Source organism: Paenibacillus provencensis, assembly GCF_042678545.1.
GTDB classification, from domain to species: Bacteria; Bacillota; Bacilli; order Paenibacillales; family Paenibacillaceae; genus Paenibacillus; species Paenibacillus provencensis.
This window is the reverse complement of sequence record NZ_JBHTKX010000002.1, coordinates 131,666-146,233: the sequence shown is the minus strand read 5'-3', so window position 1 is coordinate 146,233 and position 14,568 is coordinate 131,666. Positions and strand designations below refer to the sequence as shown.

The 14,568-nt window shown below is 46.9% G+C and carries 14 protein-coding genes and 1 pseudogene; 7 read left to right on the top strand and 8 right to left on the bottom strand.

Annotated features, from left to right (window positions below; genetic code table 11):
* Positions 1-34: 34 nt before the first annotated feature.
* Both ACFQ3J_RS16850 and ACFQ3J_RS16845 read left to right on the top strand, forming a co-directional pair.
* Positions 35-1,390 carry a helix-turn-helix domain-containing protein gene (locus ACFQ3J_RS16850; protein WP_251583057.1) on the top strand — a complete coding sequence of 452 codons (1,356 nt, stop codon included), beginning with the start codon at positions 35-37 and terminating at the stop codon, positions 1,388-1,390.
* Positions 1,391-1,470: 80 nt separating this feature from the next.
* On the top strand, positions 1,471-2,667 hold the full coding sequence (locus tag ACFQ3J_RS16845) for a M20 family metallopeptidase (protein WP_285850149.1): 1,197 nt from the start codon (positions 1,471-1,473) through the stop codon (positions 2,665-2,667).
* An 85-nt stretch (positions 2,668-2,752) separates the two neighbouring features.
* Here ACFQ3J_RS16845 and ACFQ3J_RS16840 read toward each other — a convergent pair whose 3' ends face one another.
* A complete protein-coding gene (locus tag ACFQ3J_RS16840) occupies positions 2,753-3,661 on the bottom strand; it encodes a helix-turn-helix transcriptional regulator (RefSeq protein WP_251583058.1) in 909 nt (302 codons plus the stop codon).
* A 521-nt stretch (positions 3,662-4,182) separates the two neighbouring features.
* Between ACFQ3J_RS16840 and ACFQ3J_RS16835 the strand changes: the two genes are divergently transcribed.
* Together ACFQ3J_RS16835 and ACFQ3J_RS16830 are read left to right on the top strand one after the other, a co-directional pair.
* Positions 4,183-5,673 (top strand): peptide MFS transporter, encoded by a 1,491-nt coding sequence (locus ACFQ3J_RS16835; protein ID WP_251583059.1) that lies wholly within the window; start codon positions 4,183-4,185, stop codon positions 5,671-5,673.
* Positions 5,674-5,924: 251 nt separating this feature from the next.
* Positions 5,925-6,134, top strand: a complete 210-nt coding sequence (locus tag ACFQ3J_RS16830) for a hypothetical protein (RefSeq protein ID WP_091160028.1) — start codon at positions 5,925-5,927, stop codon at positions 6,132-6,134.
* A 115-nt stretch (positions 6,135-6,249) separates the two neighbouring features.
* Here the strand turns inward: ACFQ3J_RS16830 and rlmN are convergent, their stop codons facing one another.
* Complete coding sequence (gene rlmN / locus ACFQ3J_RS16825; protein WP_091160026.1) at positions 6,250-7,338, bottom strand: 23S rRNA (adenine(2503)-C(2))-methyltransferase RlmN; 1,089 nt, start codon at positions 7,336-7,338, stop codon at positions 6,250-6,252.
* A 284-nt stretch (positions 7,339-7,622) separates the two neighbouring features.
* Positions 7,623-7,823: pseudogene (locus ACFQ3J_RS16820) on the bottom strand (aldo/keto reductase); the annotation flags it as partial.
* Positions 7,824-7,871: 48 nt separating this feature from the next.
* On the opposite strand from ACFQ3J_RS16820, the gene ACFQ3J_RS16815 reads away from it, so the two are divergent.
* On the top strand, positions 7,872-8,252 hold the full coding sequence (locus tag ACFQ3J_RS16815; protein ID WP_251583061.1) for a winged helix-turn-helix transcriptional regulator: 381 nt from the start codon (positions 7,872-7,874) through the stop codon (positions 8,250-8,252).
* Positions 8,253-8,359: 107 nt separating this feature from the next.
* Here ACFQ3J_RS16815 and ACFQ3J_RS16810 read toward each other — a convergent pair whose 3' ends face one another.
* The 4 genes from ACFQ3J_RS16810 to ACFQ3J_RS16795 form a co-directional block, all read right to left on the bottom strand.
* Complete coding sequence (locus ACFQ3J_RS16810; RefSeq protein ID WP_091160024.1) at positions 8,360-8,755, bottom strand: rhodanese-like domain-containing protein; 396 nt, start codon at positions 8,753-8,755, stop codon at positions 8,360-8,362.
* 148 nt (positions 8,756-8,903) lie between these two features.
* Positions 8,904-9,158 carry an alpha/beta hydrolase-fold protein gene (locus tag ACFQ3J_RS16805; protein WP_251583063.1) on the bottom strand — a complete coding sequence of 85 codons (255 nt, stop codon included), beginning with the start codon at positions 9,156-9,158 and terminating at the stop codon, positions 8,904-8,906.
* Between the two features lie 166 nt (positions 9,159-9,324).
* Positions 9,325-10,788 (bottom strand): copper amine oxidase N-terminal domain-containing protein, encoded by a 1,464-nt coding sequence (locus ACFQ3J_RS16800; protein ID WP_251583065.1) that lies wholly within the window; start codon positions 10,786-10,788, stop codon positions 9,325-9,327.
* Positions 10,789-11,029: 241 nt separating this feature from the next.
* The gene (locus ACFQ3J_RS16795; protein WP_091160019.1) at positions 11,030-12,397 is read right to left on the bottom strand and encodes a leucine-rich repeat domain-containing protein; all 1,368 of its coding nucleotides are present in this window, start codon (positions 12,395-12,397) and stop codon (positions 11,030-11,032) included.
* A gap of 236 nt (positions 12,398-12,633) precedes the next feature.
* Here ACFQ3J_RS16795 and ACFQ3J_RS27090 point away from each other — a divergent pair, with 236 nt between their 5' ends.
* On the top strand, positions 12,634-12,696 hold the full coding sequence (locus ACFQ3J_RS27090) for a hypothetical protein (RefSeq protein WP_449290101.1): 63 nt from the start codon (positions 12,634-12,636) through the stop codon (positions 12,694-12,696).
* A 191-nt stretch (positions 12,697-12,887) separates the two neighbouring features.
* Positions 12,888-14,303 (top strand): multicopper oxidase domain-containing protein, encoded by a 1,416-nt coding sequence (locus ACFQ3J_RS16790; RefSeq protein ID WP_251583067.1) that lies wholly within the window; start codon positions 12,888-12,890, stop codon positions 14,301-14,303.
* A gap of 70 nt (positions 14,304-14,373) precedes the next feature.
* Here ACFQ3J_RS16790 and ACFQ3J_RS16785 read toward each other — a convergent pair whose 3' ends face one another.
* The gene (locus tag ACFQ3J_RS16785) at positions 14,374-14,505 is read right to left on the bottom strand and encodes a hypothetical protein (protein ID WP_280142877.1); all 132 of its coding nucleotides are present in this window, start codon (positions 14,503-14,505) and stop codon (positions 14,374-14,376) included.
* Positions 14,506-14,568: the final 63 nt, after the last annotated feature.

Genomic DNA, 14,568 nt, shown 5'->3' with positions numbered 1-14,568 from the left:
CTAGTCAAGTCATGGACGAGGAGGTTTGTCACTATTGATTCGTTTAGGCGTCATTATCGCCGAGCCCTTTCTTTCACAGATGCAGAATATGAAGTACCGCCTGGAGCAGAATGGCACCTGCGAGCTCCATCTTCATACCTACGGCAAGCTGTCAGAGCTGCTTGAGCTGTATCCTAAGGTTGGTGCTCTATCTGACGGTATCGTGCTTACGGAGCTTGCTTATATGTACCTGGAAGGCAAATGGGGCGGCTTCACCATCCCCACCTTTTGCTATGAAATCAGTGAAACTGATCTATATAAATGCCTGTTCCAAATCAGCCTGAGTCAGCCTGATCTGCAGTTCTCACGGGTGCTGATTGATTTTGTATGGGAGGAAAATGATTACCTGGGTCTTCGTCATGTGGTATCCGATACGGACTTTCCAATCACCGTTCCTTACATGCAGCTGGAGAAAGAGATTTCTCACCAGCATGTCTACAAGGAAATTGCCGCAAGGCACCTTAACTTATGGCATGAAGGACAGATCGACTTCAGCATTACCCGGTTCGGTAATATCGTTCCGATTCTGCGGGAGAACGGGATTCCCCACATCTACCTTGTGCCCTCTGAGAAATCCATTTCCCAGCAGATTAAGCAGATCATTACCGAGATTGAGATGATTCAGCTTGCAGATAATCAAATTGTTATAGGTCACCTGAGCTTCACCAATCCCTCGCCCGAGGATACTCCGCAAGAGCAGCGGGAGCTGCAGCTTATGCTGCTGCACAAAAGCGTTCTGGAGTTTACCATCGAAGCCAAAATTCCGCTCGTCATTCAAAAAACAGGTAACGGACTTGAGTGTATCAGCTCGCTCAAAGACCTGCAGATGATCACCGATAATTTTACAAACTGCCGGCTCATGTCCTTCCTTGAAGATAACCTGCCTTTTCGGGTTAATCTGGGATGGGGTACCGGAGATACGATGTACCGAGCAAGAAAAAACGCGATGATTGCCAGCGAGCAGTCTGCAGAGAGCCTCATCCAAGGGACGTTCGTCCTTCAGGCAAATGGGCACGTCATCGGTCCGCTCGGGTCGGGGAGCCATTTATCCTATTCAAGTGAGCTTGCTCCTTACATTGAGGATATCAGCCGTTCTACAGGCATTTCCCCTCTTCAGCTGCAGAAGATTTGGGGAGTACTGGCCAAGACGGACACGAATGAGCTCACTTCGGAGGATATGGCCTATCATTTAGGCATCACCGTGCGGAGCGCAAACCGTATATTAAGTAAGCTTGTGGAGAAAGGCGTTGCGTCGCTCTCTAACAAGAAGCAGGAGAAACTGCGGGGTCGCCCCAAAAAAATCTACTCGATCCATTTATCAGCGGTAACTTCTGAGGTGCCCTCTACCTAACATCTAAAGTGAAGAAGGTGTGCAGCAAGAGAGCGCGAATGTAATATAGATATCGTTTGATAAATGGAGGAGGATCTTCTATGTCCACTGATGCGGTATCACACAGTATGTCCAGTGCTCTCCCTGGAGAGCTGAAGGAGCAAATTATTACATGGAGAAGACATTTGCACCAGCACCCGGAGCTCTCTTTTGAAGAATTCGCAACCTCACAATTCATATTTGATACACTCAGCCAATTTTCGGGTCTTGAACTGAGCAGACCAACGCCTACAAGCGTGATGGCAAGGCTGATTGGGCCTTTCCCGGGCAAAGTACTGGCACTTCGCGCCGATATGGACGCCCTGCCGATTACGGAGGAGAATGACATCCCCTTTGCTTCGATTCATGAAGGTGTAATGCACGCGTGCGGACATGACGGTCATACCGCCATGCTGCTCGGAGTTGCGAAGATCCTCGCGGAGCGTAAGGATTCCCTCCATGGCGAAATCCGGTTTCTGTTCCAGCATGCGGAGGAGCTGCTGCCGGGCGGAGCACAGGAGATGGTCAAGGCCGGCGTGATGGAAGGTGTTGATTATGTCGTTGGCAGCCATTTGGATGCGAGTCTCCCTACCGGTCAGATTGGCATTATTTATGGCCCGGCCATGGCTTCACCCGATACGTTCCGTCTCATCATCACCGGCAAAGGCGGGCATGCAGCCTATCCTCATATGACGGTAGATCCTATTGCTGTCGGAGCACAGGTCGTTTCCAATCTACAGCATATCGCATCACGTAACATAGACCCGATCGATCATCTGGTCGTCTCTGTCACCAAATTTATTAGCGGCACCGCATATAACGTGATTCCCGGCTCTGCTGAACTTGCTGGAACGGTTCGCAGCTTCACTCCTGAAGTGCGTCGTGAGGTTCCGGAGCTGATGCATCGAATATTGCGCGGAATAACGGAAGCCCATAATGCCGAGTATGAACTCGACTATGAGTACGGCTACCATCCCGTCGTGAATGAAACAGAGGTGACTCAAGTCGTGCAGACGGCTGCCGAAGAGCTGTTCGGTCCAGAGCGTATCTCTATGATCCGACCTGCGATGGGCGGGGAAGACTTCTCAGCTTATCAGCAAGAAGCCCCTGGTGTATTCTTCAGAGTGGGCTCCCGTAATGAAGAGCAGGGCATTATCTATCCTCATCACCATGCCCGCTTTAATATAGACGATGACGCGCTCGGGTATGGAGTTCAGGTGTTTGTCAGAACAGCCGAGAAGCTGCTGAGATGGACTTGATATGATGATATAACCTCTCTGCATTGGAACAATTAATCTTCAGATTCGTCAATATAATTATGAAGAATAGCCGCTGGTATAGCGGCTATTCTTCATATTGCTTCAAGCTCTGTATTAGTAGTAATCGGACTTGTTCTTTAAGCGGATCAGGCTCAAGCACCTTCACCTCGGGACCATAGGACAGCAATCGCCGCGCAGTATAGGCCAGCTCTGATTCCGGGATTTCCCCTCTCCATACCCCTTCTTTCAAGTCCGCGAATATGGGATCATTCTCAGCCAGCCTCTGTCCGATATCCGTAAAGACAATAACCGCAGCATGCCCTTGAGGCCGTTCTTTTCGATGAAACCACTCCTTCAAGGAAGGAACCGCTCCACCTCTCTCCTCCAGCATCTCGGCCGCATCCATCCGATCCAACCTGAACAGCAGCGTCTTCCCATCGTCCTTCTGTGCCGGCATATACCAGAAGCCATGATCGTAGTACAGTCCTAACGGGAATACCTCGTGTTGCTTCATGCCTGTTCTTCCGGCATAAGTAAACTTCAGCTTCCTTCTATCTATTGCTGCATTCAGCACCTCCGTCGTATATGGAGCTGGCCTCGCCTTGACGGACGGGATGAACATGATATGCTCTTTTGTACGGTCAATTCTATCCTGAACTTCAGAGGGAAGGTCATGCGCATAATATTCAGACAGTGCCTCTCTAATACTGCCGTAAGGCATGTCCTGAATCTTTTCCAACCATTCCATCATCAGGTAGATTCCATATGCTTCCTGTAAACGAAGCTGAAGAGGTGGTAAAATACCATTTTGCAAGACCTGATATCCGCCATGGGCTCCGACCTCGGTATACACAGGCATCCCTAACTCCTGCAGAGCAGTCAGATCCCGCTGTATTGTACGGATAGAGACCTCAAACCGCTGCGCGAGCTCTCGGGCCGTATATTTCTTGCGAGAATTCAATAATCTCATGATGGCAAGTCTTCTGCGATTCATCAGCATACCTCCACCTTTGTTGATTTCAGAAGCTTACGGGCCCTGTCTGAGAACCCAGTTTCATGCCTTTTAAACCGTATTATTGATAATGACAATAGACGGATTGAGATGACATGGACTTTTTTATCCTATTTTAGCTTTTGTGTATTAAAGTTACAAAGCAATCCAGAGATTAAGCAAATCTGCATTGTTTGGTGCTGTCGGTGGCACATTATATGGTAATGTCATATGAAATTAATTCATTGGATGAATCTAACGTTATTATGAAATAGATTCGGCTGCTTTGTTAATTTTTTACTGCACATGGGTATAAATAAACGGAAGGGTATACCTTTCTCGTTTACATAGGAGACAAACCACCGTTAGCTGAATTTTTACTTGTTATTTCAGGAAGTATTCAGTCCTTTTTTACTTTGTTCATGATTATTGGCAGGTAGATGCTTAATATTACCTCCTGGAAAGCTTTTGACAGGTAAAAACATCTAACGGTATGATTAGCAAAAGTCACAGGAGGTTATTTCATGTCAGACATCACGAAAAAGGACATTGTCGACAGTGTCCCGCAGAAAGGATTTTTTGGACATCCTAAAGGGTTGTTCACCTTATTCTTTACAGAGTTCTGGGAACGCTTCTCCTACTATGGAATGAGAGCAATCCTTCTCTACTATATGTACGATACGGTAACAAACGGTGGACTTGGCATTGCCGAATCTACTGCGTTGTCCATCATGTCTATCTATGGTTCACTCGTATACATGTCCGGAATTATAGGCGGCTGGCTGGCCGACCGGGTATTTGGCACGTCCAAGGCTGTCTTCTACGGCGGTATACTTATCATGTTCGGTCATATCCTGCTTGCGATTCCAGGCAGTGTGGCCACATTCTTTGGCTCTATGGTACTGATTGTACTCGGTACCGGTTTATTGAAGCCGAACGTGTCGAGTGTCGTTGGCGATATTTATGCGACGGATGACGATCGCCGCGATGCCGGTTTCAGTATCTTTTACATGGGGATCAACCTGGGGGGCTTCCTTGCTCCGCTAATCGTAGGTACGCTGGGTGAGTACAACTATCACCTTGGTTTTGGTGTTGCAGCAGTAGGTATGTTCTTTGGTCTCGTCGTATTTATGCTGACCAAGAAGAAGAACCTCGGTCTTGCGGGTACAGTGGTAGCTAACCCAATCGCTCCTGAAAAGAAGAAAAAGCTGTATAGCTCAATTCTGATCGGAGTTATTGTCGTTGTTATTATTGCGGTTGCAGGTATTCAGACCGGTCTCCTTACGTTCGACTCCTTTATTTTCATCGTCGGGATTCTCGGTATTCTGATTCCAGCTACTTACTTTGTTGTGATGTACAATAGTCCCAAAACAAACAAGGTAGAGCGTTCGCGTATACTCGCGTACATTCCGCTCTTTATTGCTTCTGTCATGTTCTGGGCCATTCAGGAGCAAGGCTCAACTATTCTTGCTTCTTACGCAGATAATCGGACTCAGCTGGAATTCGCAGGTATTACGATTGCACCAGCCTGGTTCCAATCAGCGAATCCGCTGTTTATCATTATCTTGGCACCGGTATTCGCATGGATGTGGGTTAAGCTTGGAGACCGTCAGCCGTCGATTCCGCAAAAGTTCTCGCTCGGGCTTCTGTTCGCAGGTCTATCGTTCCTTGTCATCCTCCTGCCTGCCTACTTCGGCGGAAGCGATACTCTGGTAAATCCGCTGTGGCTCGTGCTCAGCTACTTCATCGTCGTGCTTGGTGAGCTGTGTCTGTCACCGGTCGGTCTGTCCGCGACAACGAAGCTAGCGCCTGCCGCCTTCTCGGCTCAAACGATGAGTCTGTGGTTCTTGACGAATGCCGCTGCTCAGGCGATCAATGCTCAGGTCGTAAAGCTATACTCTCCTGAGTCTGAAATGGCTTATTTCGGTATTATCGGGGCAATTTCCATCGTACTCGCGATTATCTTGTTCGCTATTTCACCGATCATCCAGCGTGCAATGAAGGGCGTTAGATAACGATTATCATAAATAAAGAGCTGTCTACAGTCATCTTATTGACTTGAGACAGCTTTTTTTATACTACCCGACACATACTAAATTTTACATAGCGATTACATTATTTTAAGGGTGCATTAAGCTTGGTCACCTATAATAAAATGGTATTTAGCAAATTTCGCTCTGTTTAGGGGAAGGCCCGAGTGGGTTATATTATTCATCATATCCCGTCAAGGATGCGAATACGCTATTCGATAAAAGAGGTGTTTATTATGCTTAGAAAATTGATCGACAAGGTTCTTCACTCCACTTCGCACAGTCATGGACGTAAACGATACAGCAGCTCAGACCGAAAATCCCGTAAACGTTACTCGAGCAGCTCTCATCGTTATTCACGCAGAGGCTCCTCGTCCGATTACAAGCACAGACACAATCGTCATGGCTCCTCTTATTACAAGAGCAGAAAACATAGCTCAAGCTAATATAATACGTACTGCCGTAAGAAAGGGAGAAATCCCTTTCTTTTTTTGGTGCAGCCTCGTTGTCTGCAGCATAAAAAAAGACCCTATGTCATCACATAGGATCTTGATTACAAGTTTAAGAGAGTACCTTCTCCCGGCTGCCGTCCATGTCCTTCTTGATCTGCTTGCTGCGCAGTTGTCCGCAAGCTGCATCAATATCGGTTCCGTGCTCCAGCCGCACACTTACGCTAATATTTTGCTTCTTGAGTGTATCGTAGAAGGAAGTGATCGAGTCCTTCTCACTCCGCTGATACTGGCTGTGCTCATCTACAGGGTTATATGGGATGAGGTTGACGATCGCAAGGTTTCGTCTATGCTTCAGCAGCTCTGCCAGCTCCAATGCATGCTCCGGCTGGTCATTCACATCTTTCAGCAAAATATATTCGACCGTGATCCGGCGATTGGTCTTATCCCAGTAATACTCAAGAGCGTCCATCAGCTTCTCAATCGGGATGGCCTTGTTAATCTTCATAATACGTGTTCTTAGATCATTGTTCGGTGCATGCAGCGATACCGCAAGGTTGACGTTCAGATCGGAATCCGCAAACTCCTTGATCTTGCCAGCCAGTCCGCTGGTTGAAACCGTGATGTGCCGTCCTCCGATCGCAAGCCCTTTGTGATCCTTCACGACACGAATGAAATCAGACATATTCTTATAATTATCAAACGGTTCTCCGATCCCCATAACGACGATGTGACTTACTCTATCACCCGTACCCAGCGAATCGAGGTGCAGCTGCACCTTCATGATCTGCTCCACAATCTCGCCGCTGCTCAGATCCCGGCTCTTCTTGAGCAATCCGCTCGCACAGAAGCTGCAGCCGATGTTGCAGCCAACCTGCGTTGTCACGCAGACGGACAAGCCAAATTTGTGGCGCATAAGCACGGTTTCAATCAAGTTGCCATCGGACAAACGGAATAAGAATTTAATCGTCCCGTCGATGGACTCCTGACGTGTATGCTCCGTTAATGTTTGAATAGAGAAGTGATCTGACAGCAGCTGGAGGCAGTCTTTATTGACTTCTTCCATTTGGTCGAATTCTGTAACCCTTCTTCTATAGAGCCATTCCCATACATGGGTGGCGCGGGATTTCTTGTGACCCTTCTCTTCGAGCCAGGCTCCCATTTGATCAAGTGTTAATCCATAGATGGATGGTTTAATCATGAATCTTATGCCCTCTTTTCACATACCAGGATTTTGCATCATTCCGTGTTATTTAAGCAGAATCCTCATACTTCAATATATTTAAGCGATCATTAAAACGATGAATTTGAAATGCCCGTACAGACAAACTATCAATCAGGTCCAAACAACCTGCAGTTTGACTCTGCATTCATGCGTAATCCGTTTATTATTGTCCCAAACTTTTCACGTTTAAACAAGGCTTAATCCTTGGAACTTAAAAAAGACGGCTCCTATAAGATTAGGAACCGCCTTAATTTGATGTTTTAAAAATCAATATGATCGGGATCCGGACCAACCCGGTGATTTTGATTCAGCTGATCTATCCGTGCCATCTCTTCATCAGACAGTGTAAAGTCAAATACGTTGGCATTCTCTATAATCCGGTGCTCTTTCGTGGATTTTGGAATCGTGACAATTCCATGCTGAAGATCCCAGCGCAAGATGACTTGTGCTGCTGAACGGCCAAGTACTATAGGTACTTTTTAGTGCCTTTGGAAAGGGATGAGAAGTACATGACTAAGAAATATAACATCTCTGTGGAAGCAACACTTGAGGTCATCGGTGGAAAGTGGAAGAGCGTCATTCTCTGTCATCTGACTCACGGCAGGAAGCGAACCAGTGATCTTCGCAGGCTGATGCCCAACATTACGCAAAAAATGCTGACCCAGCAGCTTTGTGAGCTTGAGGAGGACGGTATCGTAAACCGTATCAGCTATAACGAGGTCCCGCCGCGGGTGGAATATGAGCTGACCGAGTATGGCTGGAGCCTCAAACCGATTCTGGACTCCATGTGCAATTGGGGAGAATGCCACATCATCAAAGAGCATGGCAGTCTATCCGGCATGCTGGAGGACAGCATTTTGAACAAGAAGGAAGAGCATTCGGTCAATTAGTCTATTCCTGATAAAAGAACGCAAAAGAACGCCGGCTGCCCATCTTAGAAAAAGGGTGCCCGGCGTTCTTTCTTATTACTTTTATGTGATCGATAGGTCTACATCTCTTACAATGCTTCTACATCAAAGCCTGCTTGTTTCCAGGCCGCTGTACCGCCATCAATAAAATGAACGTCAGTAAAGCCCATTTGATGCAAAATATAAGCACCTAGAGTAGCTTGTCCGCCTGCACCGCAGGTAACAAGGACAGGACGACTGCGATCAGATAGACGCTCATCACGAAGCTCGGCTGGCAGCTCAAGATCTGCACGGATCGGCAGCATACCAAGAGAGATGTTGACACTGCTCGGAATCAGGCCGCAAGCACCGGCATCAGCCGCATCCTGTACATCGATCACCAGTGTGTTCGGTTTGTCAGCAATCTGCTGCTTTGCTTCCTGGGAGCTAACCCCGGATACATGCTTCAGTGCTTCTTCAATCATATTCTTAAATGTCAAAGCCATTCGTCATACACTCCTTTTTCCGTATGGGGATTGGCACGTCATAACTTAGCGCCTTCTTCATTCTATCATGCACGATTCAATTATGCGAAATGAATGAACCGATGGGCTTATAAAAAAGGACAGGAGCCCTGCACTACCCCTGTCCCTATTAGCCAATACCGACCACAATCGCTGGAACGACCCCCGTCTTCTCCCGTCTCACCGATTGAATGCGAATCATTTCCGATGTCATCGCAAAGGTCGCATTGCCATCCAGTGTATAAATGATAGGAAAGCCTTCTGCTGGAGGCTCCTCTACTGGACAATACACACAAATTCGATAGTCCTGTCCGTTAAATCGGGAATGCATGATCCATTCTTTCGTTGCAGAAAGTGTGACCTGCATCACTGAAGCTGTCTCCATACCTCTCCTCCTCCCTACTTGCCTAGCCATTATAGAGTATTCGACCCGGACAAAACATGGACTTTTTCCTTCTCAGACTTTTCTTGAGCTGAATATTAAAAAAGCTGATCAATACCGCCATCGGCAGCATTGATCAGCTATGTGCTCATTTTACAATACCATGCTATTACATGCGTTCTACGGTATACCAGCCGTCTTCAAACGTAACCGTTGCATCCAATGCTTCTGCAATGGAACGCAGTGGAACATAGACCATCCCATGCTCCATATAAGGCGCAGAAGGCAGGGTTACCGTCTCTCCATTGACGACAGCTTGATCGGAGCCCAGCGTATAAGTGGACTGCTCAAGCGTCAGGTCATTTGTAACTACAATTTGATTCGAACCTTTGGTCCATTTCACATCCGCTTCAAACTGATCTGCGAAATTACGAAGGGCTACGAACCCGGTACCGTCGTTATTCACCACTCCGTAGTACTCGTCTTCCGGATCAAGATAAGTGAACATGCTGGTCATGCCGGAGTTCATCAGCAGCTCATGCACCGGCGCGGATCCTTCAAAATTACGCAGGATTTCGCCTGTAGTTGCTTCACCATACATCACATCAAGAACGCCATTTGAAGTGTCGACCTTATCCGCCTTGACTTCTGTTCCGTGGTTCCATATCTCAGAGGTACTTGCAAGCTTAATTTCACTGATAGGCAGTTCATCCGATGCCGGAATGGCTACCTTCAGCTCTGCAGCTGCTTTGCGGGCATTCAGCTCGCTGTCGAAATAATAATCTACTGTAAGATTCGTATCATCGCCGAATACTGTCTTCAGCTCTGGTGTTTCATTGAACAATTTCTCAACTTCCTGATCATAATCCACAAGGAGCTCATCCAGATACCCTGTAATCGCACCATGAATCATCGCTACAGTCGTATCCTTGGATTCCGGAGACAGGAATTCCGAAGCTCCTTCAAGCGACTCATCTTCTGCTTCAATCGCAACAAACATGACCGAGATCGCATCGTAGAGATTGCCGATAAGCTGCTTCAAGCCCTCCTCATCTTCAGCAACAGAGGCCAGGAAAGGACGAATAAGCTCGACCATCTCCGTGCCGCTGATCTCCACGTGAAGATGAGTGAGATCAAGCCGTTCCCCGTTAACCGTCTCTTGTGCCTTCGCAACCGAGATCGTGTCTGGATTAGGCAAATGCTTCACTAAGAAGCTTGCCAATTGCCAGGTTACATCCTCTACCTGCTCATAATATTCTGTCATCTCTGGTGTTTCTGTCTCTTCCCCCAATGAGAAGTAGACCGGCTTCTCCGCACCCTCAATATCTAGAGCAAACCCTGCTTTATCCATGCTAAAGAGGAACGGGATTTCATTATCCAAATAGTATACAGAGCCTGTAACCGAAGCATTATCCATATCTTCCGTTTTCGCGCTATCAATATGTACAGATATGGAGTTTAATAAATCTATCATTTCTTTGTCTTCTGCAGTTGCATTTGCAGACGGTGTAACTTCCAGCTCGAGCGTCTCACGAGACTCCATCGGCTGATATAATTTATCCTTGCTTCCTAGTATTGCTGAATTGACATCAAATCCACCTACTGACTGGCAGCCGGTTAATACGACCAGCATCAGAATAAGTGGCGCGGCAAGCCACTTAAAAGATTTACGATTAATAATATTGCTCTCCCCCTTAAATGTTATGGACGTACTCCTTCATACTATATTTAGAGGGAAAATATGTAAACCTATTTTTATAAGAAATGCATAAATATCCTTGTACATCAATTGTTGAGAAATGATGACAGTAGACATTGATTAGCTATAAATCCGCTCTATAGCTCTACTTTTCACGGATATATTAATATTTTCATCAGTCAAAAATAAGCGTCGTCTTCGTTTTGTTGATAAAAGCCGTGTCTGCATTCAGCTGATCGGATATGAAGCGGACAGGAACGAACAAACTGCCATGCTGCTTCATCAGCGGCACATCATACCGTTCAATTCTTCCATCCACATCCACTTGCCTGCTCCCTTCCCTCCAGCGAATCGTTGTTTCTCCGTTCTGAATCGTAACTTCACTCAAATCTTGATTCCACTCAACGTCAGCCCCCAGCTGCTCTGCTGCAAAACGAAGCGGCACGTAGGTGCGGTTGTCGCTTATGTAAGGGGCGCTTTCCAAAGGAAACCCCACGCTTCCGGCGTAGGCTGTGCTTGATCCGATGATTAAGCGCTGCAGCTCGCCTTGAGATCGTTTGTCTCTGTCATTCGCCGTTATTTTCTCAAAAATGTCTAATGTATCGCTTCCTTCGCTTAAGTCCAAATAGTTGTCAGCGAGTCCCAAGGAATAGTATTCTTGTACGTTTCCATTCCTGTTTGCCGGAAAATAAATAAAGTCATGATCTGCAAGGGGCGAAATATCCCATATTCGATTGCCTGATAGCTGCAGTTCACTGAGCTCTGCCAAATCCTCCAGAGGTGCCAGATCATAGATCTGGTTATTGGCCAGCTTAATCGACCTTAAGCTCGTCAGGCTTGCAAGAGGTGCTATATCGGTGATTTCATTATTGTTCATACTGATTCCCTCAAGCGTTTCTGTCAGATGCTCAAGAGGGGACAAATTTTCGATATGATTATTGTCCAGCTGAATATACCGAAGGCTTGGAAGCTCAGCGAGCACTGAAATATCTGTAATTCCATTGTCTGTCGCTTCCAGCCAGCTTAATGCCTTGGCTTCTTCCAGCGCGTTCAGGCTCTGTACCGGATTGCCACTGATCAGAAGGGTATGTAACCGGGGAAAGTTCCTGACGGCCTCAATTGATGCAACTCCATTATTGCTTATGTACAGTCTTCCCAAATCCGTAAGCCCTGCTAACTCCTCGATTGAAGTGACATAGTTATTCCTTACATCCACTTCCCGCAGTGTCTCTATTTCACTTATGGGTGCAAGATCCGATATTTCATTGCCGGAGAGCCTCAGATGAGTCATGTTTACCGCATGCTCCAGTCCAGCCAGGCTCTTGATTCCCAGGCTCCGCAGATCAACAACAGTCAAGGAGGCCAAATCTTCTGCCGTGAGCGGCTCATTTGCCGGCTTATTAAGAATGGACTTTAACCCATAGGATAGTGCCTCATCTTCAATAAATATCTCTTCGTTGTACGCTTTGGCAAAGGAGGCTTGTCCGGCAACACTCATACTGATGATTAAGAAAATAAGTATTATGGATATGTATTTCCCCACTGCGCATATTCCTCCCCTGTTAAATCCTTGCGGCTATCTATTTTCAAGCAGAACTCATAAATTCGATCATCCTAACAAATAATCTAAAGAAGGTTTTGACTTAAACTGCATGCCAGTATCCTAAATATATAGACGCTTAGCGTGATCAAATGTTTCGATTTAGGCATGTTGGTAAAAAAGGCTTGCAAGGGTGAGTTTGAACGCTTACTTATAAAGCGAAATGGTATGAACGCACCTTGAAATTTGCGGACACGATCGCACCCACAAGCCAAGCCTGCCATCTTTGCGGCTTTGTGTGAATCCAGAGGTCAAACTTCTATCTATACGGGAATGGAGTTGTCCATCCTGCAGGACGTGCCATGATCGGGATGACACAAGCAGGGCAACTTCAAACCGATGGGTTTGACAATCCAAGAATCCCCCGCCTCATGGTGGGAGTGTTCAATATCTCTGTTACATGTACCCAATTTCAAGGGGAAAGGAACAATATATGATAAATTCATCCAGAAAAGCACTTCTGTTCCGTACAGTCGTAATCCTGCTCATGGTTATGTTTTTATTTTCAAATATAAATATAATGCTCCGATCTGAGCCTGGTATCTCTGCAGCGGCTGCTTCTCATATCCCAAGCGAGAAGAATACGTCTCTTCAGGCGACCAAGCATTTCCACCTCTATGCTACCGACGGCACTCTCAAGCTCCCGGATGACACATCTGTGTACGTGTGGGGTTATAGTGAGCAAAGAGAAAAGGGGTCTGCCGGATATCCTGCCCCTACCCTCACCGTTAATGAAGGAGATCAAGTAGAGGTTACCTTAACCAATCTAGGTACCTCCCAGAAGGGAATCAAACAGGTGGCGCATACGATTCACTTTCATGGGCTCGATACGGATCAGGCAAACGACGGTGTACCGCATACCTCTAAAGATTTGCTGGTCGGAGACAGCTTCACCTACAAATTTAAGGCCGAGCATGCAGGAACCTACTTCTATCACTGTCATGTCGATACGATCGAGCATCTCCAGATGGGGATGACCGGCGCTTTTATTGTCAAAGCAAAGAATGGAGCTAATGAGGCATGGACTGGTGGTCCGAAATACGATAAAGAATACTCTTTCGTACTGAACGAGATTGACCCGGTGTGGCATAAGGCCGTGCAGGAGGGGAAAAAGTATGACCGTACCGACTTCAAGCCTACCTATTTTACAATCAATGGCAAGGCCTATCCTGACACCGAGAAGGACCCAGGTACGGTGATCACAGGCAAGCTTGGGGAACGGGTGCTCGTCCGCATCATCAATTCCGGATACTTGCCTCATGCCATGCATCTGCACGGGCATCATTTTCAGGTCATCGCATCCGACGGCAGGCCGCTGCCTGCCCCGCTTGAGAAGGACACTGTAAATGTTGGACCAGGCGAGCGATACGATCTGCTCATTACATTCATTCAGGAAGGCACCTACCCCTTCCACAGCCATAACGTTGTCGACAATACCAACAATGGAGCCTATCCCGGCGGCATGCATACGATGGTCATTATCGGTGATAAAGGACCTGCGTCAGGACATGAGGGGCATGGGGATCATAAAGAGCAAGAACAGCATAGCAGCATAACAGGTGCAATCATGGCTCCTGTCTCCCCCTCAGAAGAGGCCCGGGAAGAAGTTATGGTAGCGATCAGCCACATGAAGTATTCAGTCAAGGAGCTTCGAATCAAAGCCGGAACAACCGTAACCTGGGAGAACCAGGATCCTGTCTTTCATACGGTGACAAATTTGGCAGGTGCCTTCGACAGCCGCCATCTCGGACCTGGGGAGGAATTCAGCTATACCTTCCATGAGAAAGGTACCTATAAATACTATTGTGCTACGCATCCGAGTATGGAAGCCAGCGTTATTGTGGAGTAAGGATCAGAATAAAGCCGTTTAATAAAAACACCCTCTCGTCTTATCCACGAAAGGGTGTTTGGTCTTTGGCTTACGCGTTGTTTTGCTCCGACTTCTCTTCGTCGTCCTCGCCCGTCCTACTGCCGGTCTTCTCGAATTGGTCCGGTTCATCATCACGGATGGCTTTGTCTTCTTCATTATTTTGGGTATCTTTATTTACCATGATGCAGCCCTCTTTTCTGTAAAGTTGTGCGTATGCTCATTATTAACCCTTTACAGTATATTG